This is a genomic window from Arthrobacter sp. SIMBA_036 (assembly GCF_046535135.1).
Classification (GTDB): domain Bacteria; phylum Actinomycetota; class Actinomycetes; order Actinomycetales; family Micrococcaceae; genus Arthrobacter.
On record NZ_JAWRXG010000001.1, the window covers coordinates 302,534 to 324,084 of the forward strand.

Annotated in this window: 17 protein-coding genes and 2 tRNA genes; 12 read left to right on the forward strand and 7 right to left on the reverse strand. The window is 61.6% G+C overall.

Annotation, left to right across the window (positions count from 1 at the left end):
• Positions 1-4: 4 nt before the first annotated feature.
• Positions 5-1,471 (reverse strand): zinc-dependent metalloprotease, encoded by a 1,467-nt coding sequence (locus SB659_RS01450; protein ID WP_410549265.1) that lies wholly within the window; start codon positions 1,469-1,471, stop codon positions 5-7.
• 198 nt (positions 1,472-1,669) lie between these two features.
• On the opposite strand from SB659_RS01450, the gene SB659_RS01455 reads away from it, so the two are divergent.
• The 5 genes from SB659_RS01455 (at position 1,670) to SB659_RS01475 (ending at position 7,421) form a co-directional block, all read left to right on the forward strand.
• Positions 1,670-2,806 (forward strand): PDZ domain-containing protein, encoded by a 1,137-nt coding sequence (locus SB659_RS01455; protein ID WP_410549266.1) that lies wholly within the window; start codon positions 1,670-1,672, stop codon positions 2,804-2,806.
• A gap of 130 nt (positions 2,807-2,936) precedes the next feature.
• Positions 2,937-5,930 (forward strand): UPF0182 family protein, encoded by a 2,994-nt coding sequence (locus SB659_RS01460; RefSeq protein ID WP_410549267.1) that lies wholly within the window; start codon positions 2,937-2,939, stop codon positions 5,928-5,930.
• A gap of 209 nt (positions 5,931-6,139) precedes the next feature.
• Positions 6,140-6,213 (forward strand) — tRNA-Met (locus SB659_RS01465).
• A gap of 188 nt (positions 6,214-6,401) precedes the next feature.
• Positions 6,402-6,475 (forward strand) — tRNA-Met (locus tag SB659_RS01470).
• Between the two features lie 151 nt (positions 6,476-6,626).
• Complete coding sequence (locus tag SB659_RS01475; protein ID WP_284979782.1) at positions 6,627-7,421, forward strand: GntR family transcriptional regulator; 795 nt, start codon at positions 6,627-6,629, stop codon at positions 7,419-7,421.
• Positions 7,422-7,524: 103 nt separating this feature from the next.
• Here the strand turns inward: SB659_RS01475 and SB659_RS01480 are convergent, their stop codons facing one another.
• Positions 7,525-8,313 carry a PspA/IM30 family protein gene (locus SB659_RS01480; RefSeq protein WP_284979781.1) on the reverse strand — a complete coding sequence of 263 codons (789 nt, stop codon included), beginning with the start codon at positions 8,311-8,313 and terminating at the stop codon, positions 7,525-7,527.
• A 95-nt stretch (positions 8,314-8,408) separates the two neighbouring features.
• Positions 8,409-10,481 (reverse strand): TPM domain-containing protein, encoded by a 2,073-nt coding sequence (locus tag SB659_RS01485; RefSeq protein ID WP_410549268.1) that lies wholly within the window; start codon positions 10,479-10,481, stop codon positions 8,409-8,411.
• Between the two features lie 333 nt (positions 10,482-10,814).
• Here SB659_RS01485 and SB659_RS01490 point away from each other — a divergent pair, with 333 nt between their 5' ends.
• The 6 genes from SB659_RS01490 (at position 10,815) to SB659_RS01515 (ending at position 17,405) form a co-directional block, all read left to right on the forward strand.
• Positions 10,815-12,545 carry a trypsin-like peptidase domain-containing protein gene (locus SB659_RS01490; protein ID WP_410549269.1) on the forward strand — a complete coding sequence of 577 codons (1,731 nt, stop codon included), beginning with the start codon at positions 10,815-10,817 and terminating at the stop codon, positions 12,543-12,545.
• 284 nt (positions 12,546-12,829) lie between these two features.
• A complete protein-coding gene (locus SB659_RS01495; RefSeq protein ID WP_284979777.1) occupies positions 12,830-13,633 on the forward strand; it encodes an electron transfer flavoprotein subunit beta/FixA family protein in 804 nt (267 codons plus the stop codon).
• Positions 13,634-13,646: 13 nt separating this feature from the next.
• Positions 13,647-14,600 (forward strand): electron transfer flavoprotein subunit alpha/FixB family protein, encoded by a 954-nt coding sequence (locus tag SB659_RS01500; RefSeq protein WP_410549270.1) that lies wholly within the window; start codon positions 13,647-13,649, stop codon positions 14,598-14,600.
• A gap of 5 nt (positions 14,601-14,605) precedes the next feature.
• Entirely contained in the window at positions 14,606-15,385 is a 780-nt protein-coding gene (locus SB659_RS01505) for a PIG-L deacetylase family protein (protein WP_284979775.1), read from the forward strand.
• Between the two features lie 74 nt (positions 15,386-15,459).
• A complete protein-coding gene (locus SB659_RS01510) occupies positions 15,460-16,005 on the forward strand; it encodes a gluconokinase (RefSeq protein WP_410549271.1) in 546 nt (181 codons plus the stop codon).
• Complete coding sequence (locus tag SB659_RS01515) at positions 16,002-17,405, forward strand: gluconate:H+ symporter (protein ID WP_284979773.1); 1,404 nt, start codon at positions 16,002-16,004, stop codon at positions 17,403-17,405. Before SB659_RS01510 ends, SB659_RS01515 begins: the two co-directional genes overlap by 4 nt.
• Before the next feature lie 136 nt (positions 17,406-17,541).
• On the opposite strand, the gene SB659_RS01520 is transcribed toward SB659_RS01515, so the two are convergent.
• From SB659_RS01520 to SB659_RS01535, 4 genes are all read right to left on the reverse strand, one after another.
• The gene (locus tag SB659_RS01520; protein ID WP_284979772.1) at positions 17,542-18,369 is read right to left on the reverse strand and encodes an anti-sigma factor; all 828 of its coding nucleotides are present in this window, start codon (positions 18,367-18,369) and stop codon (positions 17,542-17,544) included.
• Between the two features lies 1 nt (position 18,370).
• Complete coding sequence (gene sigK, locus SB659_RS01525) at positions 18,371-18,976, reverse strand: ECF RNA polymerase sigma factor SigK (RefSeq protein ID WP_284979797.1); 606 nt, start codon at positions 18,974-18,976, stop codon at positions 18,371-18,373.
• A gap of 207 nt (positions 18,977-19,183) precedes the next feature.
• Complete coding sequence (locus SB659_RS01530; RefSeq protein WP_284979771.1) at positions 19,184-19,651, reverse strand: tRNA (cytidine(34)-2'-O)-methyltransferase; 468 nt, start codon at positions 19,649-19,651, stop codon at positions 19,184-19,186.
• A gap of 72 nt (positions 19,652-19,723) precedes the next feature.
• On the reverse strand, positions 19,724-20,677 hold the full coding sequence (locus SB659_RS01535; protein ID WP_410549272.1) for a J domain-containing protein: 954 nt from the start codon (positions 20,675-20,677) through the stop codon (positions 19,724-19,726).
• Between the two features lie 151 nt (positions 20,678-20,828).
• On the opposite strand from SB659_RS01535, the gene SB659_RS01540 reads away from it, so the two are divergent.
• Positions 20,829-21,548 (forward strand): helix-turn-helix transcriptional regulator, encoded by a 720-nt coding sequence (locus SB659_RS01540; RefSeq protein WP_284979769.1) that lies wholly within the window; start codon positions 20,829-20,831, stop codon positions 21,546-21,548.
• Positions 21,549-21,551 lie beyond the last annotated feature (3 nt).

Below are 21,551 nucleotides of genomic sequence, written 5' to 3' on the forward strand. Positions count from 1 at the left end.
ATGCCTAGTTGGCCGGCGGTTCGGGGTCAGTCCCGGATTCGGGCTCGCCCTTTTTTCCGTCGTCGCCTGAGCCGTCGTCGCCTGAGCCGTCGTCGCCTGAGCCGTCGTCGCCCGGTTCGGACGTTGTTTCAAAACCGCCGCTCAGCAGCTTTTGCAGGGCATCGTCAACTTCACCGTCGCTGGCTTCGGCGAGACGGCGTCGTTCCGAGAACCCCTTGGGATCGTCGAGGTCGGCACCTGTCGGCAGCAGATCCGGGTGGTGCCAGATAGCGTCCCGGCCTTCGATTCCACGCTCTTCCTTCAGGGTTGCCCACAACGTGGCGGCTTCCCTGAGTCGCCGCGGACGCAATTCCAAGCCCACCAAGGACGAGAATGCATGTTCGGCCGGTCCACCGGTTGCCCGACGACGGCGAACGGTCTCCCGCAACGCTGTGGCCGACGGCATCACCCGTGCCGTGGCTTCGGCTGTCAACTCATCCACCCAGCCTTCAACGAGGGCAAGGGCGGTTTCGAGCTTCTCCAGGGCAGCTGTCTGCACAGGGGTGCGTTCAGGCATGAACACGCCGTGGGACAGGGCCTCCTGAATGCCCTCCGGGTTGCTGGGATCCAGGTCCCGGGCAAGGTCTTCGATCCTCGACATGTCTATGTGGATGCCGCGCGCGTAGGCTTCGATCGCGCCCAGCAGATGGCCGCGAAGCCAGGGGACCTGTACAAACAACCGGGCGTGCGCGGCTTCGCGCACGGCAAGGAAAAGCCGGACATCGTTCTCCGGCAGGCTCAGGCCTTCTCCGAACTTCGCGACATTGGTGGGCAGCAAAGCCATTTCAAGGTCGGCCAGCGGAACGCCGATGTCTGTGCTGCTCACAACTTCCGCGGAAAGCGCGCCGATAGCTTGCCCCAGCTGCATCCCGAAGATGGCCCCGCCCATGTTCTGCAGCATGGACGATGCGCCGCCCATCATGGACTTCATTTCCTCAGGCATCTGCTGGGAAAGGGCTTCGGAAAGCGCGTTGGCGATACTGTTTGCCACGGGCTCGGTCAAACGCTTCCACGTGCCCAGAGTGGCTTCTACCCACTCAGCACGGGACCACGCCCGGCCAATGAGTCCGGTGGCGGAGAGATCCGTGACAGGATCCAGCCACAGCTCGGCAAGCCTCAGCGCCTCATCGATCTCCTTGGACTGGTGGGCGCTGACCGATGGATCGCTGCCCGACGCTGCCACACGGCGGGCGTTATCGTGGGCGAGCTGCCAATTTACAGGTCCTTCGGAGGTGGAACTCATCATTGCTTGGACCTGCGAGAACATTTGCTGAAGCAGTTGGGGATCGTTTGGCAGGCCGGCGGCCTTGGCCAGTTCGGCGGGATCGATGTTGCCCATCCCTTGTCCGCCCATCAGATTCTGCAGCATTTCGGCCAGCGGATCTTTGGGCGTGTCATCATCTTCTGACGGGTTGTTCGGGTTGGAAGTCATGGTGTCGCCGATCGTCGAACTGGCTGGTGATCCCTTTCACCGTACCCCGATGGGGGAGGGCTGTCTGCCCGGTTGGCGCAACGTTCGCTGTAGGCAAAGCAGCCTCCGAACTGGGGGACCGCGTAGTGTGGATGTCTGGTGCATCCTCGTCGTAGCGCCCCGGTACCAACGTCGCTGTGACGGCACAGAAAGGCCCCCATGCTTACATCGCCCCATTCAGAAGGCTCCGTGGATCCGCGCCAAGTGAACGACGCCGGTCCCGCCACAGATGCCACGGCACCTTCGCGTGACGTCAGGTACTCGATCATGGTCATCTCAGGGCTTTTGGCCTTGGGCCTCGGCGTTGGCGCTGCTGCCTTGCCGGTGCCTTACGTCGTGGAGTCAGCGGGGCCTGTTTTCAATACCTTGGGTAAAGATGGAGACAAGCCAGTCATTTCCGTTACCGGCCACGAGTCCTTCCCCGCCAAGGGAGACCTTGACTTGACCACGGTGGTCACCACAGGCGGTCCGCAAAGTCCCGCGACGATCCTGGATGTCTTTCGGGGTTGGCTGGATCCTTCCAAGGCCGTGTACCCCGAGGAATTGATTTATCCCAAGGGAAGCACTGCGCAGGACACCGCCAAGCAGGGGCAGGTTGACATGGCGACCTCCCAGGAAAACGCGGTCGCGGCAGCGTTGCGCCAACTGAAGATCCCGTTTGAGCAACGGCTTACCGTGGCTGGACTCTCCGATTCGTCACCCTCGGCGGGAAAGATCCAAGAAAGCGACCGCCTTGTTTCCATCAACGGAAAACCGGTGACGTCCTTGGCCGCAATACAAGCTGAACTCGGCGCCGGGGCAGGCGCTCCGGCAGTCGTCGTCGTGGACCGTGGCGGTAAGTCAGTGACTGCGACCATAACGCCGACCAAGAACCCTTCAGGCACGTACATACTGGGCGTGCTCCTGGCCAGCGGGTTCACTTTCCCCTTCAACGTCAACATCTCCCTGAACAATGTCGGCGGTCCCAGTGCAGGGATGATGTTTGCCCTGGGCATCATCGATACCCTCACGCCGGGTGACCTTACCGGCGGAAAGCACATTGCCGGCACAGGGACCATAACTCCCGACGGCGCAGTGGGAGCCATCGGTGGCATCGCCCAGAAGATGATCGGGGCCAAGCAGCAGGGAGCCACTCTTTTCCTCGCTCCGGCGGCTAACTGCGGGGACGTCGTGGGCCACATTCCAAACGGATTGCAGGTAGTTAAGGTTGAAACTCTGGCGGAGGCGACGGCCGCAGTAAAACAGTTTGCATCGGGAGGGGACGTTAAAGGACTTCCGACCTGCACAAACAACTAGACTGACCGTGGAACTTAGCTCGACTGCCACTCGTGGCACATATGACGGACTCTGCCAGGTTTCAACGGGCCGGGGATGTTAAGCACGCGCATACCGATTGTTCACTGACGACCCCAATGAGGTACAGAGTTTGTCTCGTCCCGCCAGCTCCAACCCGTCCGGAAGATCGCCGCTGAGACGGGGAGTCCTGACTCCCACGCTGATCGTGGTGGCGGTCGTCGTCGTCGGGTTCATCTTCTTCGCCAACGTGTGGACTGATGTCCTGTGGTACCAGCAGCTTGGCTTTTTCGAAGTGTACCTACGCGAAAACCTGGCCAAGATCATCACGTTCCTGATCGGGTTTGCGTTGATGTTCGCCGGTGTCTACTTCGCCATCCGCATCGCCTACAAAGCCCGGCCGGTCTACGCCCCGGACTCTGAAGCGCGCGAGAACCTCAACAGGTACCAAGCGCAGCTCGAGCCGGTGCGGCGCGTGGTGATGATCGGGCTCCCCATCCTCTTTGGCCTGTTCGCCGGAAGCGCGGCAGCAAGCCAGTGGCAAAAGGCCTTGCTGTTCTTCAACCAAGTGCCGTTCGGCCAGACCGATCCCCAGTTCAACCTCGACATCAGTTTCTATTTGATGTCACTTCCGTTCTTGGGATTCGTGACGGGCTTCCTCATCAGCATTGCCATCGTTGCTGGCATCGCCGGTATCTTGACGCACTACCTCTACGGCAGCATCCGCCTTTTGGAACGGGGCATCTTCACCAGCCGCGCCGCCCAGATCCATGTCGCGGTGATTGGGGCGGTTTTCCTTGTCCTGTTGGGCATCAACTTCTGGCTGGACAGGTACACAACGGTTCAGAGCTCTTCCGGTCACTGGGCCGGCGCGCTCTACACGGATGTCAATGCGGTTGTTCCCACCAAGGCAATCCTCGCTGTAGCTGCAGGTTTAGTGGCCATACTTTTCATTATCGCGGCCGTCGTTGGCCGCTGGCGCCTTCCTGTCATCGGAACGGCGATGTTGGTCATTACCGCAATTTTGGCCGGCGGTGTCTATCCGTGGGTCATCCAGCAGTTCCAGGTCCGGCCTTCGGAGAACACGCTGGAAAAGGAATACATCGGCCGCAACATCAACATGACGCGCTCCGCCTACGGCTTGGACAAGATCGACGTGTCGGCCTACAACGCGACGACGAACGCCACGAGTGGTGCGCTGGCGAAGGACGCGCAAACTGCGGCCAACATCCGGCTCTTGGACCCGAACCTCATTTCGTCCGCCTTTTCGCAGCTTGAACAGTATCGCCCCTATTACCAGTTTCCGCAGACCTTGAATGTGGACCGCTACACCGTGGGCGGGAAGGTCCAGGACACCGTCATTGCGGTCCGTGAACTGAACCCGGATGGCCTTAGCGCCAACCAGCAAACGTGGGTAAACCGCCACATCGTCTACACACATGGCTACGGCGTAGTTGCGGCTAAAGGCAACAAGTTCACCGTCGACGGCAAACCGGACTTCCTCGAGTCCGGCATCCCCTCCACGGGAGTTCTCGGTACGGACACCTCCTACGAGCCGCGCATCTACTTCGGCGAGAACTCGCCTGATTACTCCATCGTCGGAGGGCCGGAGGGTGCTCAACAGCGTGAGCAGGACCGGCCGGCCGGCAGCGGAGACACGCAGTACACCTTTAAAGGAAATGGTGGGCCGAGCGTAGGGAACTGGCTGAACCGGGTGCTGTATTCCATCAAGTTCCAGTCCTCGGACCTCTTGTTGTCGGACGGCGTTAACGACAAGTCCCAGATCTTGTACGACCGGAATCCGCGCGAACGCGTAGAGAAGCTTGCTCCCTTCCTCACCATCGATGGCAATGCCTATCCGGCTGTCGTGGACGGACGGGTGAAGTGGATCGTTGATGGCTACACCACCAGTCAGTACTTCCCGTACTCCCAGCCTCAGCAGTTGCAAAACGCGACGGCGGACTCCCTCACCACTTCGGGCCGAACAGTCGCTTTGCCCAACAGTTCGGTGAACTACATCCGGAACTCGGTCAAAGCCACTGTCGACGCCTATGACGGCTCGGTGACCCTTTACGCTTGGGACGACCAGGATCCACTCCTCAAGGCGTGGCAGAAGATTTTCCCGAACGTCATCAAACCCTATTCTGAGATGTCCGGCGATCTCATGAGCCACGTGCGGTACCCGGAGGACCTGTTCAAAGTCCAGCGCGAACTGCTGGGCCGCTATCACGTCACCAATCCGGACAGCTTCTACCAGAACAACGATGCCTGGAGCGTACCGAACGATCCCACAGTGTCCGAGGCAGTCAAGCAGCCGCCCTTCTACATGTCACTGCAGATGCCGGACCAGACCAAGCCTGCCTTCCAATTGACCTCTTCCTTCATTCCCCAAACGGTCAATGGCAACGCCAGGAACATCTTGTACGGCTTCCTCGCCGCAGATTCCGACGCCGGCAACGTCAAGGGCGTAAAGGCTGATACCTACGGCAAGCTCAGGCTCCTGCAACTTCCTACGGACACTCAGGTTCCGGGGCCGGGGCAGGCGCAAAACAAGTTCAACTCCGATCCCACCGTCTCTCAGGCACTGAACCTTTTGCGCCAAGGTGCATCGGATGTGCTGAATGGAAACCTCCTGACGTTGCCTGTAGGTGGAGGCCTCCTCTATGTCCAACCTGTCTATTTGAAGTCGACGGGGGAAACCTCGTACCCCACCCTTCAAAGGGTGCTGGTTGCTTTCGGTGACAAGATCGGCTTCGCGCCAACGCTCGACGCGGCGTTGGACCAGCTGTTTGGGGGAGATTCCGGCGCTAAGGCGGGGGACTCGGCAAACAATGGGCAAACAACCACGTCGCCGCCTGCCACGACCACCACGACTCCGCCGGCAAACACCACCGATGCCAAGGCCGAGCTCAAGGCCGCGTTGGATGATGCCAACAAGGCTATCCAGGATGGCCAGGCTGCCTTGGCCAAGGGCGACTTTGCTGGTTACGGGACCCAGCAGGCTAACCTGTCCGCAGCGCTGAAGAAGGCCATTGATGCCGAGACGCGTTTGGGTGTAACGCCCAGTACCCCGGCGACCCAAGGCGCCACCCCGAGCCCTACGCCTTCGCCCTCACCGAGCGGCTAAGCCACGGGCGGGTGAGCTGGGCCGGTGCGCGTTCGTTTCTTCGGACGGCACCGGCCCTTTTCGCTGCCCGGCAGCCGGTTGATCGCCGTCGTCGGTCCCTTAAGCGACTGCAGATCGCGTTCTCGTGAACCCTATGAGCGGGGGGAGACGCAGGTCACGTCACCAGGATTTGGTTCGCCGTTCACGGGACGGTAGTGTTGTTCTTGCGACGCGGGGTGGAGCAGTTCGGTAGCTCGCTGGGCTCATAACCCAGAGGTCACAGGTTCAAATCCTGTCCCCGCAACTGAAGAAAAGGTCCGGATCACATTGGTGATCCGGACCTTTTTGTTTGCCATCAAGTGCGGAAACCGCGACGCCGGAGGTCGCTTTGAGTCGGCAGGGGAGTCCCTTGGCGCGTTCGAGTGATCTCGAGCACCTTGCCCGCATATCGTCACCCGCGCCTCCCAGGGTGGGGTAGAGTAGTTCTTGCGACGCGGGGTGGAGCAGTTCGGTAGCTCGCTGGGCTCATAACCCAGAGGTCACAGGTTCAAATCCTGTCCCCGCAACTGAAAAGAAGGTCCGGATCACATTGCTGATCCGGACCTTCTCGTTTATCTAATCCCGGCTCCTTCTTTGCATCGATAGTGACCGCCAACCCAAAGCGCAGTGCTAGCATCGAACGCGGATTGGCGGCGCGCAGAATTGATGGGATCCAACATGGTCAGCGAAGACTACGAACTCGGCAACGGCCGGCAAGTCCTCCAGAGAGACGGCCCCATAGCTGTGTATCAGCAGGTGGCGGATGTCCTCATGGAACAGGTGAACCGTTTGGAGCCAGGCGCACGGCTTCCTACTGAAGAATCGCTGATGGATCTGTATGGTGTCAGCCGCACCACCGTCCGCAAGGCAATCGAGGGCCTGGTGGTGAAGGGCCTTGTAGTGCGTAGGCAAGGCAAGGGCACCTTTGTCATGGCCCAGCGCCCCGTGCGCATGCTCAATCGACTGGCGCCTTTCATGGAAACCTTCACCGCGGCTGGAATGAAGACCGTGAAGGGTCTCATTGAGTACAAGTGGATGGAGAAGGACCGGACGGTTCCTGCCAAGCTGGTGTCCGATGACAATCTGGTCTTGGTGATCCGCCGATCCTATTCGAGCGCGGGGTGGCCGTATGCCATTGCGGAGATCTTCATACCCTCGCACATCGGCCGGCACATCAGCCTCGCCGATGCAGAGCGGAACTCCATCTACCAGGTCATTCAAGATCGGACCCGCAAGCCCCTGCAGCGGGCCGAAATCACGGTGACAATGCAAGCACCTCCGGACCACTTGGCAGACGCCCTCAATGTTCGTGCATTCCCGGTGGTGCCTCGTCTGGAGCGAACCACCCTGGGCGCCCATGGCGAAGTCTTGGAGTGCACGGTGACGTACTTTCATCCAAAAGGGTTCGAGATCAGGGCCGAAGTGGCCACAGATACAAGCACCGGTCCGTCCGCTACGAGCGCTCCGGCTTAGACTACGAGCGCTCCCGCTTAGACAGGAGATGGTCGGACCCGAACAGGATCCGACCATCTCCTTCCTGCAGTGCGGGAATGCCTACGCAATTCCCCAAGCTGCCCTACAGCTTATCGAAGTCGGCTTCGTCGATGGTCGCCTCGGAGGCGGCGGGGGCGCCGGCAGAAATCGCGGGCTTGGAGCCGCCAGACTTCAATGCGGCCAGGCGGGCCTCGATCTCGGTCTGCTCTCCAAGATCCTCCAGCTGGTTGAATTGCGCGTCGAGGCTGGAGCTGGCCAGCTCCTGCTGGCCGAGTACCTTTGCCTCTTCGCGACGGATCTTCTCCTCGAAACGACCCACTTCGCTGGTGGGGTCCATGATGTCGATGCTCTTGAGGGCATCGTGGACCTGATTCTGTGCCGCGACCGTCTTGGAACGGGCCACCAGCTCGTTGCGCTTGGCAGTGAGCTGGTTCAACTTGTTCTTCATCTGGTCAAGGCCGGTTTTGAGCTTGTCCACAACCTCGGACTGGGAAGCGATGCTGGGCTCTGCGGTGCGCGCTTCAGACTCAGCGGCCATCTGGCGTTGAATGGCCACCTTGGCGAGGTTATCGAACTTCTCGGCGTCTACTGGATTTCCAGCGGAGCGGTACTCGTCCGCTTTCCTGGACGCCGCCAATGCCTTGTTGCCCCAGTCTTGGGCGTTCTTGATGTCCTCGTTGTAGTCCGCTTGGAGCATACGGAGGTTACCGATAGTCTGCGCGACCGCCGACTCGGCTTCGGCAATGTTGTTCGTATAGTCGCGAACCATCTGATCCAACATCTTCTGGGGATCCTCAGCCTGGTCGAGCAACGCGTTGATGTTCGCCTTTGCGAGCTGAGAGATCCGGCCGAAAATGGACTGCTTAACCATGGTGTTGCCTTTCGTCCTGCTCAGTTTTTTACTGAAGTCAGTGATCAGTTGTTGTACCGCGTCGAGGTGGGCGAAGGACCCACGTGGTCTGTTGGTTAGAAGCTGCCGGAGTCACCGCCGCCGAAGTCTCCGCCGCCGCCGCCGAAGTCGCCACCGCCGCCGAAATCTCCGCCGCCGCCGAAGTCTCCGCCGCCGCCGCCGAAGAAGCCTCCGCCGTCGTTGTGACCGCCGCCCCAGCCGCCACTTCCACCGTTGAGGATGGAGTTGATGAGGATGCCACCCAGGATCGCTCCGCCTAGGCCACCACCACCGCCCCCGCCGCCAAACATCCCTCCGCGGCCATAACCTTGGCCGGCGTAGCCGAAGTGGTCTACGTCTGCCTGGGCCAGTTGTGCCGCTTGCGCCGCTAATGAGTGCGCTTGTTGGGCATAGGTCAATGCGGTCACGGGGTCGTTGCGCGAGATGGACAGCGCGTAGTCGACGTTGCGTTGTGCCTCAGCAAGACGCGTGCGAGCTTCAGTGCCGACACCTCCACGCCGGGCCGCGATGTAGTCGGACGTTGCGCTGATCTGCGACTGCGCAGCCATGATGGTTTGTTGCATGGCGGCCTGCGCGCGCCGTGCCTGCTCTTGCTGGTCCCGGATGCCGGACAGCGCCTGATCCAAAGCCTGATGCGCCGAGGACACGCGCGCGAGGGTCGCAATGGGATCGATCTTGCCACCTTGAATCTCGGCCTTGACCTGGGCCAATGCAGCCTCGACGCCAGCAACAGGGCCGGCCAGTTCAGGGTGTTGCCCCGACTGAATCATTGCCCGGGCTTGAGCCAAGTCCTGGCTTGCCTCTGCCACGGCACCTTCGAGGGAGTTCCTTGCCTCATCGAGGCTCGCCGCTGTCTTGGAGATCGCATCGATCAGGACTGTGGTTTGATGCAGGCCCTGCTCTGCTGCACGGACGGCGACGGCGGCCAGGCTGTTCTCACCCGACGCCAGCTTCTCTTGGGCGGTCGCGGCAGCGTGCTGCACAAAGGCCAGACGCTCTTTGGCCTGCAGGATGTTGTCCGAAACTTGGGTCAAAGCCGACTCTGCGTATTTGGTACGCAGGTTCTCAAGGGATTGCTCTGTACCGGCGATCCTGGCCTCGGCGTCCCTGGCGCCGCTCGTCACGGCGGCGAGGGCTTGAGGAGCGTTCTTCTCCAACTCCCGGAGGGAGTCAAAGTCTGCCTTCTGGTCACGCAGCGAGCTGAGGGCGGCTTCCGAACGACGGATGATTTCACCGAGCCAGCTACGTTGCTGCTCTTCTGTGTCCGGGATGTGGTCATCAAGCTGTTGCTGCAGCTTGAAAGACTCCGTCATGTGGTCTTTTGCCTCTTGGAGGGCTTTGGTGAAATTGACGACGGAGGCATCACCGTATTGGGCCTGGGCGAAGCCCAGTTCCTGCTCGCTGGACTTGATGGCATCATCGGCTTCGATCAGGAGGGAGCCGCTCTTTTGGCGCAGCTCAGGAATGCTGAGGCCGGCAAGCGGATCGACTTGTTGCCCTTGGGGGCCGTAGCCGGCACCGGTTGCTGCGCCGTTCTTCTTGCGTCGGTTGCGCAAGTAGAGATACGTACCCGCACCGCCCGCGGCAACGACGCCGACGCCGACCAGCACTCCGACGCTTCCGTTTCCGCTGGGCACGCTTCCGCTTCCACCACCGGCCGCATCACCAATGGCTGCCGCTGTATCAATGGCCGCCTGGGCATAGTCCCTCTTGCCACCGCCCAGGTTTGCAGCAATAGCGTTCTGGGTGATGTTGGACCGCTTGGGATAAATGGCGCTGGCGGAGTTCGGCGCAAAATAATATTGGCCCGAGGTGGAAATGGCCAGAATGACGTCGGCCGGTCCCATGCCCTTCTTTGAGGCAACGGCCTGGCCCCACGCTTGCGGGGATGACGGGTTGTCGAAGGAGTTAACAGTTACAACATACAAGTTGTACTTGTGGTCCTTCAGGGTCTTTTGGATGGCGTCCTGGACCTCGGCCTTGCGGCCGCCCAGAACGTTGGCATTGTCAACGATGTTCTGGCCGGTTGGAATTGTCACCGGATCCTCTGCCCAGGCCGCAGCCGTTGGCAGTGCCAACATTCCAGCCAAGCCAATGACGGCGAGTACGCGTGTAATTATCGACCGCATGTGCAACCCTTCAGCACGTCTGCGACTGGGACAAGGCGTACCAATCGTCACAGAATGCTCAGCGCCCCCACGCATGGTGTGTAAAGCCGCAGGTCGCTGTGGCAATTCCTCTTGATTCTATGGTGCACCTCCGGGAGCGTCCACAGCGGTGAATATGCCACCAGCGAAACACTGGAGAGAAGTTGATGACTGGCTCGTTACTGCGGTTTGTTGCCATCGATCCCCTAGCGCCGAGACCTCGTACATGACTTCCAGCAAGCTCCCAGCGAACGTCCGCTTATGATCCAGTAATTGGGTACATAGTTATGGAAGACGAGGATGAAAGGAAGTCCCATGACGGAGAACCCAGCGCAGGGCAATGCACCAGAGAACCGCGAGGCGTCTGAGCCGCGGGACGTAGAAGGAACCGCGAACAGCGGTGCCGCTACGTCCCAGTCCGCCTGGAACTCCGGGCAGCAACAGGGTGGGCACGACGGAACCCATGCCGCCACCCCACTGCCGGCATTCCAGCCCCCGACCACCCAGATGCATCAAGCCGGCGGCGGAACACCGTATCCGGGTCCGGACCAGCAAAGCGGCCAGCCCCAGAACCCAGGGCAGCCCCAGAACCCGAGCCAACCCCAGAATCCGGGCCAGCCCCAAGCTCCCGGCCAGTTCCAAGGCCCCGCCCAGCCACAAGGCCCCTACGGCGCACATCAGGGTCCCGACCAGCGCCCGGCCTACCAGCAGCAGCAACCGTTCTACGGTGCTGCCAATCCGACCACCGGCCACACCGCCCCTCAGTTCCAGAACACCGGGCAGTACGGCGCCCAGCATGGTGGCATGCAGCAAGGCCACGGGCATTCCTCCGGGACGGCTCCCAAGCGCAAGCCGGCCTTCGGCGTCGGGACCCTGGTGGCGAGCATGCTCGCTGCAGGGCTCATTGGCGGCGGCGTGGTGGCAGGGGGCAATGCCCTGTGGGAGCACCCGGCACCCGCTGCCGCCACCGGTGCGCAGTCCAGCACGGTGATCGTCAATAACAAGGACGACGTCAATGCCATCACGGCCGCTGCAGCCAAGGCGTCGCCGAGCGTGGTGACCATCAAGGCCACCAGTGGTAGCCAAGGAGGTACGGGTTCCGGCATCGTTCTTGACGACAAAGGACACATCCTGACCAACACCCACGTAGTGACATTGGATGGCGCGGCCTCCAACGCAGCCATTGAAGTTCGGACGAGCGACGGGAAGGTGCTCAAGGGCACTGTGGTGGGCACCGATCCGTTGTCGGACCTGGCTGTTATCAAAGTCGACGGCTCCGGTTTGGTACCCGCCGCACTGGGTGACTCATCGAAGGTCAACGTGGGGGACACCGCCGTCGCAATCGGTGCACCGTTGGGCCTCACCGGAACGGTAACCGACGGCATCGTCTCCACCTTGAACCGGACCATCAGCGTGGCCTCTTCGGCAGCGCCGCAGAACGGAACCGATAACTCCCAGGGAGGCGGCCAAGGTTTCCAGTTCGCGCCCCCGAATGGTAGCCAAAGCCAGACGACGGCGGGCGCTGCTTCGATCTCCATCAACGTGATCCAGACAGATGCGGCCATCAACCCGGGCAACTCCGGTGGTGCGTTGGTGAACAGCAAGGGCGAGATCATCGGCGTCAACGTGGCGATCGCTTCGGCTGGAAGCGATACGTCAGGATCTTCTTCGAGCGGCAACATTGGCGTGGGATTCAGCATTCCGATCAACAACGCCAAGCGGGTGGCTCAGGAGATCATCGACACCGGCAAGGCCAGCCACGCCCAGTTCGGTGTGTCGGTGCGGGCGAAGACCTCCACCGGAAGTGATTCGGGCTTCTCCGTCGGGGCCGAAGTGGCGGCAGTCACCTCGGGTTCTGCTGCGGCGAAGGCCGGGATCAAAGTGGGCGACGTCGTGACCAAGTTCGGCGATTACGCCATCAGCGACCCCGATCAACTGACGGCGGCAGTTCGCGAACAACCGGCCGGTTCCAAGGTCAAGGTGACCATTCAGCGCGGGGGGCAGTCCCAGGACCTCGACGTCACTTTGGACGCCGCACAGCAGTAAGGGCTCCTGAACAAGGAGACACATGTAAAGCACGACGGCGGGCCGCACCTCTTCGGGGGCGCGGCCCGCGGTGGTATCACGGTGCCCTCTACCGGGCCATGCCGGGAGCGCCGTCATGGCCCCGGTCAAGCACTTGGCTAAACGGTCCTTAATGCGGAGAGTGGATTTCCCGTGGCAATATGCTTAGCTAGGACGAGCCCACGCGCTGGGCAGTACATGGCCACGCTGCTGCGGTTGGCCGTCCACAAGCATGGAAGGCTGCTTCGAAGACAGTGGAAGAGACATTGAAGATTGTCGTTCTGGTCAAGCACGTCCCTGACGCGCAGTTTGACCGGCACATTAATGGGCCCGGAAACACGACTGACCGCGCCGAAAGCATTTTGTCCGAACTCGATGAATACGCTCTTGAGGCTGCACTGCAGTTAGCGGAAGAGCGTGGCGGCCCCAAGGCGGGCAATGAGGTCATTGCCCTGACCATGGGTCCCGCGAGCGCCGTTAACGCGGTCAAGAAGTCGCTCCAGATAGGGGCTTCCTCCGGGGTGCACCTCAGTGATGATGCGTTGGCCGGATCGGATGCGGCCGCTACGTCCTTGGCGCTGGCGGCAGCGGTACGCCACTTGTCTGCTGATGGGCGCCCCGTGGACCTGGTGCTGACGGGGATGGCTTCGACGGATGGTGAAACTTCGCTGGTTCCGGCTCAGCTGGCCGAGCGGCTGTCTTATCCGCAACTGACTTTCGCCTCCAGTTTGGAAGTTTCCGGCAGCACCGTGGTGGGCCGCCGTGACGCCGGATCCTTCTCCGAGACCGTCGAGGCCCAGTTGCCGGCAGTTGTTTCGGTGACTGATCAGATCAACGAGCCGCGGTACCCGAACTTCAAGGGCATCCTTGCTGCCAAGAAGAAGAAGATCGCGACGCTGACCTTGGCCGACGTCGGACTGGACCCTTCGCAGGTGGGCCATTCGGGTTCCTGGACTGTCGTCGAGTCCGCGGACCCCCGTCCGCCGCGCACGGCAGGGACCATCATCACCGACGAAGGCGACGCCGGCATCAAGCTGGTCGACTTCCTGGCCGCACAAAAGCTGCTCTAAGGGGACTCTCATCATGGCAAATGCACTTGTATTCATAGACACCCCGGGGGCCGTTCTTAAGAAGAGCAGCCTCGAGCTCCTGACGATCGCCCGCTCGCTGGGGGAGACGGCCGTCGCCGTTGCCGGCGAGCTGTCCGACGACGTCGCCAAGCAGTTGGGTGCCTACGGCGCCTCAACCGTTTACCTTCCCTCGGGCGGTGACCTCGGCGAGTACTTGGTTGGTCCAAAGGCCGCCTATTTGGCTGCAGCTACGACAGCCTCCGGTGCAACCACGGTCCTTCTGGACAATTCGCCGGAGGGTAAGGAGATCGCCGGGCGCCTCAGTATCAAGCTGAACGCAGGCGTGATCACGGACGTGGTGGGCGTCGAGGCAGACGGAACGGCGCACAAGTCCGTCCTTGCCGGCTCGTACACCACCACCGCCAAGGCAACCACCCCTGTGGCTATCCTTTCGGTCAAGGCCAATAACGTGGAACCCGAGCCTGCTGCTGTCGCCGCTTCCCCCGGGACCGCCAGCATTGAGGTTCCAGCCGATTCCTTGGCCAGTGCCGCACGCATCACGGCCAGGACCGAGAAGCCTGTCAGTGGGCGCCCGCACCTGAGCGAAGCAAGGATCGTCGTTGCAGGCGGCCGCGGCGTGGACGGCGACTTTGGCCCGGTTGAGGAATTGGCGGATGCCCTGGGCGCGGCAGTGGGTGCTTCCCGCGCAGCAACCGACGCCGGCTGGATCGGGCATGATGCCCAGGTGGGCCAGACTGGCGTGACCGTCTCGCCGCAGCTCTACATCTCCGCAGGCATCTCCGGTGCCATCCAGCAGAAGGCCGGCATGCAGACCGCGAAAGTCATCGTCGCCATCAATAAAGACCCGGAGTCGCCCGTCTTCGAGATCGCCGATTACGGCATCATCGGCGACCTCTTTGACGTCCTGCCCCAGGCAACAGCCGAGATCAAGAAGCGGAAAGGCTGATTCATTTGCCTCTTGACGTTCAGTCAGCAACGAGCCCGTTCGATGCCTCCAAGGAGCGCGTCGAGCGGGTCCTTTGCTTTACGGCCCACCCTGACGACATTGACTTTGGAGCCGCCGGAACCATCGCTGCTTGGACAGCGGCCGGTGTGGAGGTGAGCTACTGCATCATGACCGACGGCGACGCCGGTGGTTTCGATCCCGTGGACCGTGAGCGCATTATCGAGCTCCGCGAAGAGGAACAGAGGAGGGCAGCAGCGCTGGTGGGCGTCCACGATATCCACTATCTTCACGAGCGTGACGGATACCTCGAGCCCTCCCACGGTGTCATCAAGCAAGTGGTGGCCCTTATCCGCAAGATCCGTCCTGACATTGTCCTCACCATGCATCCCGAGCGGAATTGGGACCGAATCCAAAAGAGCCACCCCGACCATCTGGCCGCTGGTGAGGCTGTGACCCGAGCCGTGTATCCCGCCGTCGAAAATCCTTTTGCCTATCCTGAGTTGGCTGACGCTGGACTGGAGGCCTACAAGCTTCCCTGGCTATGGTTCATCTCCAGCCCGGAGGCCTTGGAGAACCATGCCGTGGATGTCACCGAGCACGTCGACGCTAAGGTGGAGGCCATTCGTGTCCACGCCAGCCAGCACCCCGACGTCGAGCGCATGGAACGCGTGGTGCGGGACATGCTGGGGGCAAACGGCCAGCGCGCAGGATTGCCGGCAGGGTCCAGTGCTGAGTACTTCCACGTGGTTGCTGTCAACGGCAGCGCGACGATTGCCGGCTTCTGAAATTGCCGATATGTAACCTGTGTCATATGCTGAATCTCGGTTAAATCATATTTATTCAGGAGAGGCAGTGTTTGATGGCGAAGACTGCGCAACAACCCGTTCTGGTGATCATGGGAGTTTCCGGTTCGGGCAAGTCGACCGTGGCCGGTGTACTGGCCGGCAAGCTGGGGTGGGACCTTGCAGAAGGAGACGACCTTCACCCAGAAGCCAACGTGGCAAAGATGCAATCCGGGCAGGCACTCAGCGATGAGGACCGTTGGCCTTGGCTTGAGATCATTTCCCGCTGGATCAAGGAACACACTGAGGCCGGAAAGCCCGCGATCATCACGTGCTCAGCACTAAAGAAGAAATATCGCGACGTGCTTCGTGGCGAGAACGTTGTGTTCGTTTTCCTGGAGGGCAGCCGGGACAAGATTTCCGATCGCTTGGCGTCCAGGCACGGCCATTTCATGCCGCCCTCCCTCCTTGAGTCGCAGTTTGATGCCCTCGAGGAACCCTCGGAAGAAGAAAATTACATGTCATTGTGTGTTTCTGCGTCACCTTCGGAAGAAGCGGACCAGGTCATTAAGCACCTCGGGCTCAGTCCCGTCGGTCACAGCCCAGAGGAATCGGCATCATGAGTTTTATGCAAGCAGCAACCAAGGCTGAAGCCTGGACGGGCCACGATACGCAACTCCTTGTTGTGGCGGCGATCGGTATCGCGCTCATTGTGGTGCTCATTGCCAAACTGAAGTTCCATCCCTTCCTGGCGCTGGTCCTCGGGTCGGCCTTCGTAGGCCTGGCCTCCAATGTGGAATTGGCCAAGGTCGTCAGTAACTTCGAGGACGGAGTAGGCGGTGTCCTCAAAGAAGTCGGACTCCTCATCGCCCTAGGAGCGATGCTCGGGAAGCTGCTGGCAGATTCGGGCGGTGCCAACCGTGTTGTGGACAGTTTGCTGGCCAAGGCCACTGGCAACAAAGTGGTGTGGATGATCACGCTCGTGGCAGTCATCATCGGCTTGCCCATGTTCTTTGAAATCGGGTTGGTCCTTCTGCTTCCGGTGATCGTCCTTGTGACGCAGAGGTCCCAGATGAAGCTGATGCGGATTGCCATCCCTGCACTGGCCGGGCTGTCCGTGCTGCACGGCCTTGTTCCGCCCCACCCCGGTCCATTGATCGCAATCAGTGCCGTCAAGGCGGACTTGGGAACAACCTTGGGGCTCGGCATCTTGGTGGCCGTTCCAACCGTCATCATTTGTGGACCGCTGTTCTCACGCCTTGCCGCGCGTTGGGTCCCCGTTGACGCTCCGGCAGTAGCTGGCGGCATCGATACCAAGCACACGGCGGACCTTAGCGACGTCAAGCGCCAGCCCTCGTTCCCGGTGACGCTCCTGACGATCATTTTCCCTGTTGTGCTGATGCTCTTGAAGGCACTAGGCGACATCATCTGGCCCGACGCCGGCTCGGCCCCCGCCATTCGGACCTTCTTCGACTTCGTCGGCCAGCCCCTGGTTGCGATGACGCTGGCAGTGCTCTTGGCCATGGTGACGTTTGGATACGCGGTCGGTTTCAAGGGCAGCTCGATCACCACAAGGCTCGGTCAGAGCCTTGGCCCCATTGCCGGGATTCTGTTGATCGTTGGTGCAGGTGGCGGCTTCAAACAAACACTGATCGGCGCAGGCGTCGGCGACGCAGTCAAGAAGTGGGCTGAAGGTGCCAACATGTCCGTGCTGGTGCTCGGCTTCATCGTGGCCGTTGCCCTTCGCTTGGCCACAGGCTCGGCCACGGTCGCCACCGTGACAGCGGCTGGTATCGTTGCGCCGCTCGCGAGCAGCCTTAGCCCAACTCACGCTGCCCTGCTGGCCTTGGCCGTCGGTGCTGGCTCGTTGTTCCTCTCGCATGTCAATGACGCCGGATTCTGGCTGGTCAAGGAACTCTTTGGGCTGACCGTGGGGCAGACGTTCAAAACGTGGTCAGTCATGGAAACGCTGATCTCCCTGGTCGGCTTCGCGTTCGTGATGCTGCTCTCGCTCGTCATTTAGCCGAGCGACACACTTAGGCAAAGCCCGAAAAGGAAGCCAAACCAAAGTACGACGGCGGCCGCGCACCGAAAGGTGACGGCCGCCGTCGGGCGTTAAGCCTGCCGCTGGTGGCGGGGTGGCAATCGGGTGAAACCGGTTAGGCGGCCAGCGTGACCACCAGGACCGGCGGCTGGGTTGGTTGTTTCGAGCCCCCGGCGGGCTCCACGGTGATGGCCACCGAAGAAGCGGAGGACAGTCCCTTGACTACGGCCGGTTTGGTGAGGCCCTCGGCGTCCATGGTGCCTTGCGAAACCGGTGCAGAACCGTCCTTGGGGAGAGTCCAGAGCTGGTAGACCTTGCCGACCGGTGCAGGGGCCACCCCCTTCATTTGGACTACGAAGGAATCCTTGGTTGAGGATTCAGAGACCGTGGCCGTGCCCCCGCCTGGCACTGGAGCGGACTTCGCTTGGACATCCTGTGCCTGCAGGACTTGGTTAACGGGGTCGCTCTGGGTGGAGACATAGGTACCCACGCCGATTCCACCGAGCGCAATTACCGCCGCTGCGGCTGCGCCAACAATCCAGCGGCGAGCAGTGGCCGGGCTCCGTTTTTCGGCACGCTTGGCACGGGCAGCCGCGAGGTCGGCAACCACCGGTTCCCGCCCCTGGATGGAGGGGGCAGGAGTTTCGACGGCGGCATCGGCAGCAATGCGCTCCACGATGTTATTGAAGAGGCTGGCCGGCGGTTCTTCTTCCGGAGCGAAGCTGACGGCCAGGGCTTCACGCGCCTGACGGACCCGCTCATGGAACTCGGGGGCATCCGGCGCGTCCTTGATGTAAGCGTCGATCATGTCCCGCTCTTGGTCAGTCAGAGCGTCGAGGGCATATATTTCTGCCAATTCGAGGACCCTGCCCTCGGAGAGGTCGGTAGCGATGTCATTGGCAAACATTCGTCGCATAAAGCTTCCGCCCGCGTTGTCGGTCATTTCAGCTCACCCCCAAGCAGGTCTTCAGCCGCAGGAGTCCATCGCGGATGCGGGACTTAATGGTGGGAACGGCGGCGCCCAGGCGCTCAGCGACTTCCCGATAGGTCAGGCCGCCGTAGTACGCGAGGCGGACCGATTCCCGCTGCGTGTCAGTCAGGGTGCCAAGGCATCTGCTGACGGCCTCGGCTTCCAATGCTGTATCGGCCTCTTCGACAACTAAGTCCCGATCCCTGTCCTGGCTTGCCGCTCCGTATTTCGCTTCCCGGTCCGTCGCGGCCTGGACTGCCCGCACGCGGTCTATGGCGCGCCGATGGGCGATTGTCATGAGCCAGGCCAATGGACTGCCGGCGGCGCGATCGAAGCGCGCAGCACCTTGCCAGACTTGGAGGTACACCTCTTGGGTGGCGTCCTCGCTGAGGTCGGGATCCACAAGAACCCGCTTCGCCATGCCAAATACTCGCCTGGAGGTGAGGCGGTAGAACTCGGCGAAAGCCCGTTGATCGCCTGTAGCCACCAGCCCGAGCAACTCCGTCAACTGGTTGTTGAGGTCCGCGGCTGGGTTGGGGGCCTCAAAGACTGCGGGGCCGGGATTGTTGGGGGTGTCCATCACTGTCCAGCATATGTCGTCGGCATCGAAAGCGGCAGCATGCCTACTTTGTGTTGCGGGCGGCTGGGGCATTGTGGTCGCTGCGGCACGCAGGTTGGCTGTTGCGGCCCTGACCTTCAATGCGCTCACATCGGCTCCCTCATTGACCAACGATGGACGGTGTATCCATGCATAGGGTATTCGGTGCGGCGGCGCTGTTGGATGGGCCTAGATCTGCGCTCCGGAAAACCCGTTTTGCCGCCATGCCTCGAAAACTGCGATGGAGGCCGCGTTAGCCAGGTTCAAGGATCGCAGGGTGGGCCGCATGGGCAGCCGCACCCGGGCCGTGACGTGGGGGTCCTCTTTCAACCACGAGGGGAGCCCGACGGACTCCGGTCCAAACATCAGAACGTCACCGGGCCGATAGCTGATGTCGGTGTAAGAAGTGTCTCCATCGGAGGTAAAAGCGAAGACCCGCTCAGGCTCCAGTGCCTTCCACGCGGCGTCGATGTCAGGATGCACGGTGACGACGGCGAGGTCGTGGTAATCAAGCCCGGCCCGCCGGAGCTTGGCATCGGAAAAGTCGAACCCGAGCGGTTCCACCAGATGGAGCTCCGCTCCGGTGATGGCGGCCAATCGAATGGCGTTCCCCGTGTTGCCGGGAATTTCTGGAGTGTGGAAGAGGATGCGGAACACCGTCCTATCCTAGCGAGCTACGGAGGTGCACGCCGACTCATCGTTGCCCGGCTGGTCCTTCGGAGTGCGTGACTAGTGCATTCCGCGCAGCAACCTGGCAAGGACCGGGACCACCACGGTGTTGGGTGCAGGACCCGAACTGAGGAACTGCTTCAGCCCCCGGGCCAACCCGGCTCCGTTGACCACTTCCACCGCCGCGGGACTGGACGAACCTTTGCCGTGCCAATCGATAACGGGTTGGTGGAGATTGCCGTCCGGGCTGTGCAACACCACCCAGCCTGTCACGTTCAGTTCCGGAAAGATGTCCTGCATATGCCGAACGGTGCTGGCCAATTGCGGGGGTGCGACGGACCTGCTGCCATTCCTCAGCGAGATACCGTCCCAGGCATAGGCGCCCTTGGGCAGCAACATGGAGTCGACCAAGGCCAGCCGGTAACCCGAGAGGACTGCATGGTCGATGTGGCTGTTGTCCGCTGGTGCGCGCAGACCATTGATGAGCCGGGCGGCAGGGATGGCGGAGAGAACCTGCCGACTGATCAGCTGTACCGTCCGCATCTCGCGCTGGATCCGCGCCTCCGCGCCGAACAGGCCACGCTTGCGCGGCAGCCCGTGAACCTGTGTCGCCGCCTCTGACGCCGGTATGAGCGGTACTTCCCGCGGGTCCTCGAACGATGGAACGTAGACCGGGGGATCACCAGCTGTGCTGCCCGTCCTGCCAGGAGTTTGATCGCGCCGGACATGGGCCGTGGTGCTAGGTCCCGGAGCCCGAGCGCCTTGGTAATCCCCGGGGCGTGACTGATGGTGTTGAAAGTCTCCGGCGCCATACCTGCGGTCATAGTCAGCGCGCCGTTCGGGGTCGATCAGTGTTTCGTACGCAAGGGTTACCCGCCTGAACATCTCGGCTTCACCGCCGTGATCGGGGTGTGAAACCCGGGCAGCCTTGCGATAGGCCGCTTTGATTTCTTTCTCGGTCGCCGTCACCGGGACCCGGAGGACCTGGTAATGCGAACTGCTGACGTCGGCCAAGCACAGGCCCTTCTCGTTGATGATCGTTCCCCGGCAGGGGCGGTAGTGGCAAGTTTATCCAGCCACCTACTGAACGAAGCATGCATAGGTTGTGGTTCCCGATCGCCGCAAGTAAAGCAGTAGATGTTGTTTTTAGAGATATCCTTGCCCTATGAGCTCCACCCGATCCGCCTGGCGCCAACGGATCTCGGCCATCGCTTCACTGGATGATGAGATGCGGAGGCGTCTCTTCGCCTACCTCCGCCAAGCTCAGGACGCGGTGGGCCGCGATGAGGCCGCCCGCGCTATGGGCATTCCGCGCAGCACGGCGTCTTTTCACTTGGATCGCTTGGTGCGGGCAGGGCTGGCCGTTGTCGAGTTCAGGAAGCAAGCTGACAAGGGTGGCCCGGGCTCGGGGCGGCCTGCCAAGTTCTACCGCCCGGCGTTGAACGAGGTAGTGGCGTCAGTGCCCGAGCGCCAGTATGACGTGGCGGGAGACCTGTTGGCCGCCGTCGTGGCACGTTCGTTGCCCGGACGGGTTCCCGTGGGTGAGGCGCTGCTGGAGGTTGCGGAGGAGAAGGGCCGGGAGTTCGGCCGGCCGGGGGATGTGGCGGGCGCCCTAGCGGACTTGGGTTATGAACCTGCCCCGCAGGAAGACGGCGGATATCGCCTCCTCAATTGCCCCTTCCATCAGCTCTCCCAGGACCACCCGGATGTGGTTTGTGCCATGAACGCTGCCTTACTGAAGGGGACGGCGACAGCATCCGGGTTGGCTTCGGGCGTTGTCCGCCCCGATCCCGGCCCGGGCCATTGCTGTGCACGGATCGATGCGCCCGGTCATCGTCCCGAGGATGCGCACAATTCCGCGGTACCGGATCACCGGGATCGGTAGAAT

Bases quoted from the DNA above. Each gene is read 5' to 3' on its own strand.
- SB659_RS01450 (WP_410549265.1), bottom strand. From the start codon at position 1,471: ATGACTTCCAACCCGAACAACCCGTCAGAAGATGATGACACGCCCAAA.
- SB659_RS01455 (WP_410549266.1), top strand. From the start codon at position 1,670: ATGCTTACATCGCCCCATTCAGAAGGCTCCGTGGATCCGCGCCAAGTG.
- SB659_RS01475 (WP_284979782.1), top strand. From the start codon at position 6,627: ATGGTCAGCGAAGACTACGAACTCGGCAACGGCCGGCAAGTCCTCCAG.
- SB659_RS01480 (WP_284979781.1), bottom strand. From the start codon at position 8,313: ATGGTTAAGCAGTCCATTTTCGGCCGGATCTCTCAGCTCGCAAAGGCG.
- SB659_RS01485 (WP_410549268.1), bottom strand. From the start codon at position 10,481: ATGCGGTCGATAATTACACGCGTACTCGCCGTCATTGGCTTGGCTGGA.
- SB659_RS01490 (WP_410549269.1), top strand. From the start codon at position 10,815: ATGACGGAGAACCCAGCGCAGGGCAATGCACCAGAGAACCGCGAGGCG.
- SB659_RS01500 (WP_410549270.1), top strand. From the start codon at position 13,647: ATGGCAAATGCACTTGTATTCATAGACACCCCGGGGGCCGTTCTTAAG.
- SB659_RS01510 (WP_410549271.1), top strand. From the start codon at position 15,460: ATGGCGAAGACTGCGCAACAACCCGTTCTGGTGATCATGGGAGTTTCC.
- SB659_RS01515 (WP_284979773.1), top strand. From the start codon at position 16,002: ATGAGTTTTATGCAAGCAGCAACCAAGGCTGAAGCCTGGACGGGCCAC.
- SB659_RS01520 (WP_284979772.1), bottom strand. From the start codon at position 18,369: ATGACCGACAACGCGGGCGGAAGCTTTATGCGACGAATGTTTGCCAAT.
- sigK (WP_284979797.1), bottom strand. From the start codon at position 18,976: ATGGACACCCCCAACAATCCCGGCCCCGCAGTCTTTGAGGCCCCCAAC.
- SB659_RS01540 (WP_284979769.1), top strand. From the start codon at position 20,829: ATGAGCTCCACCCGATCCGCCTGGCGCCAACGGATCTCGGCCATCGCT.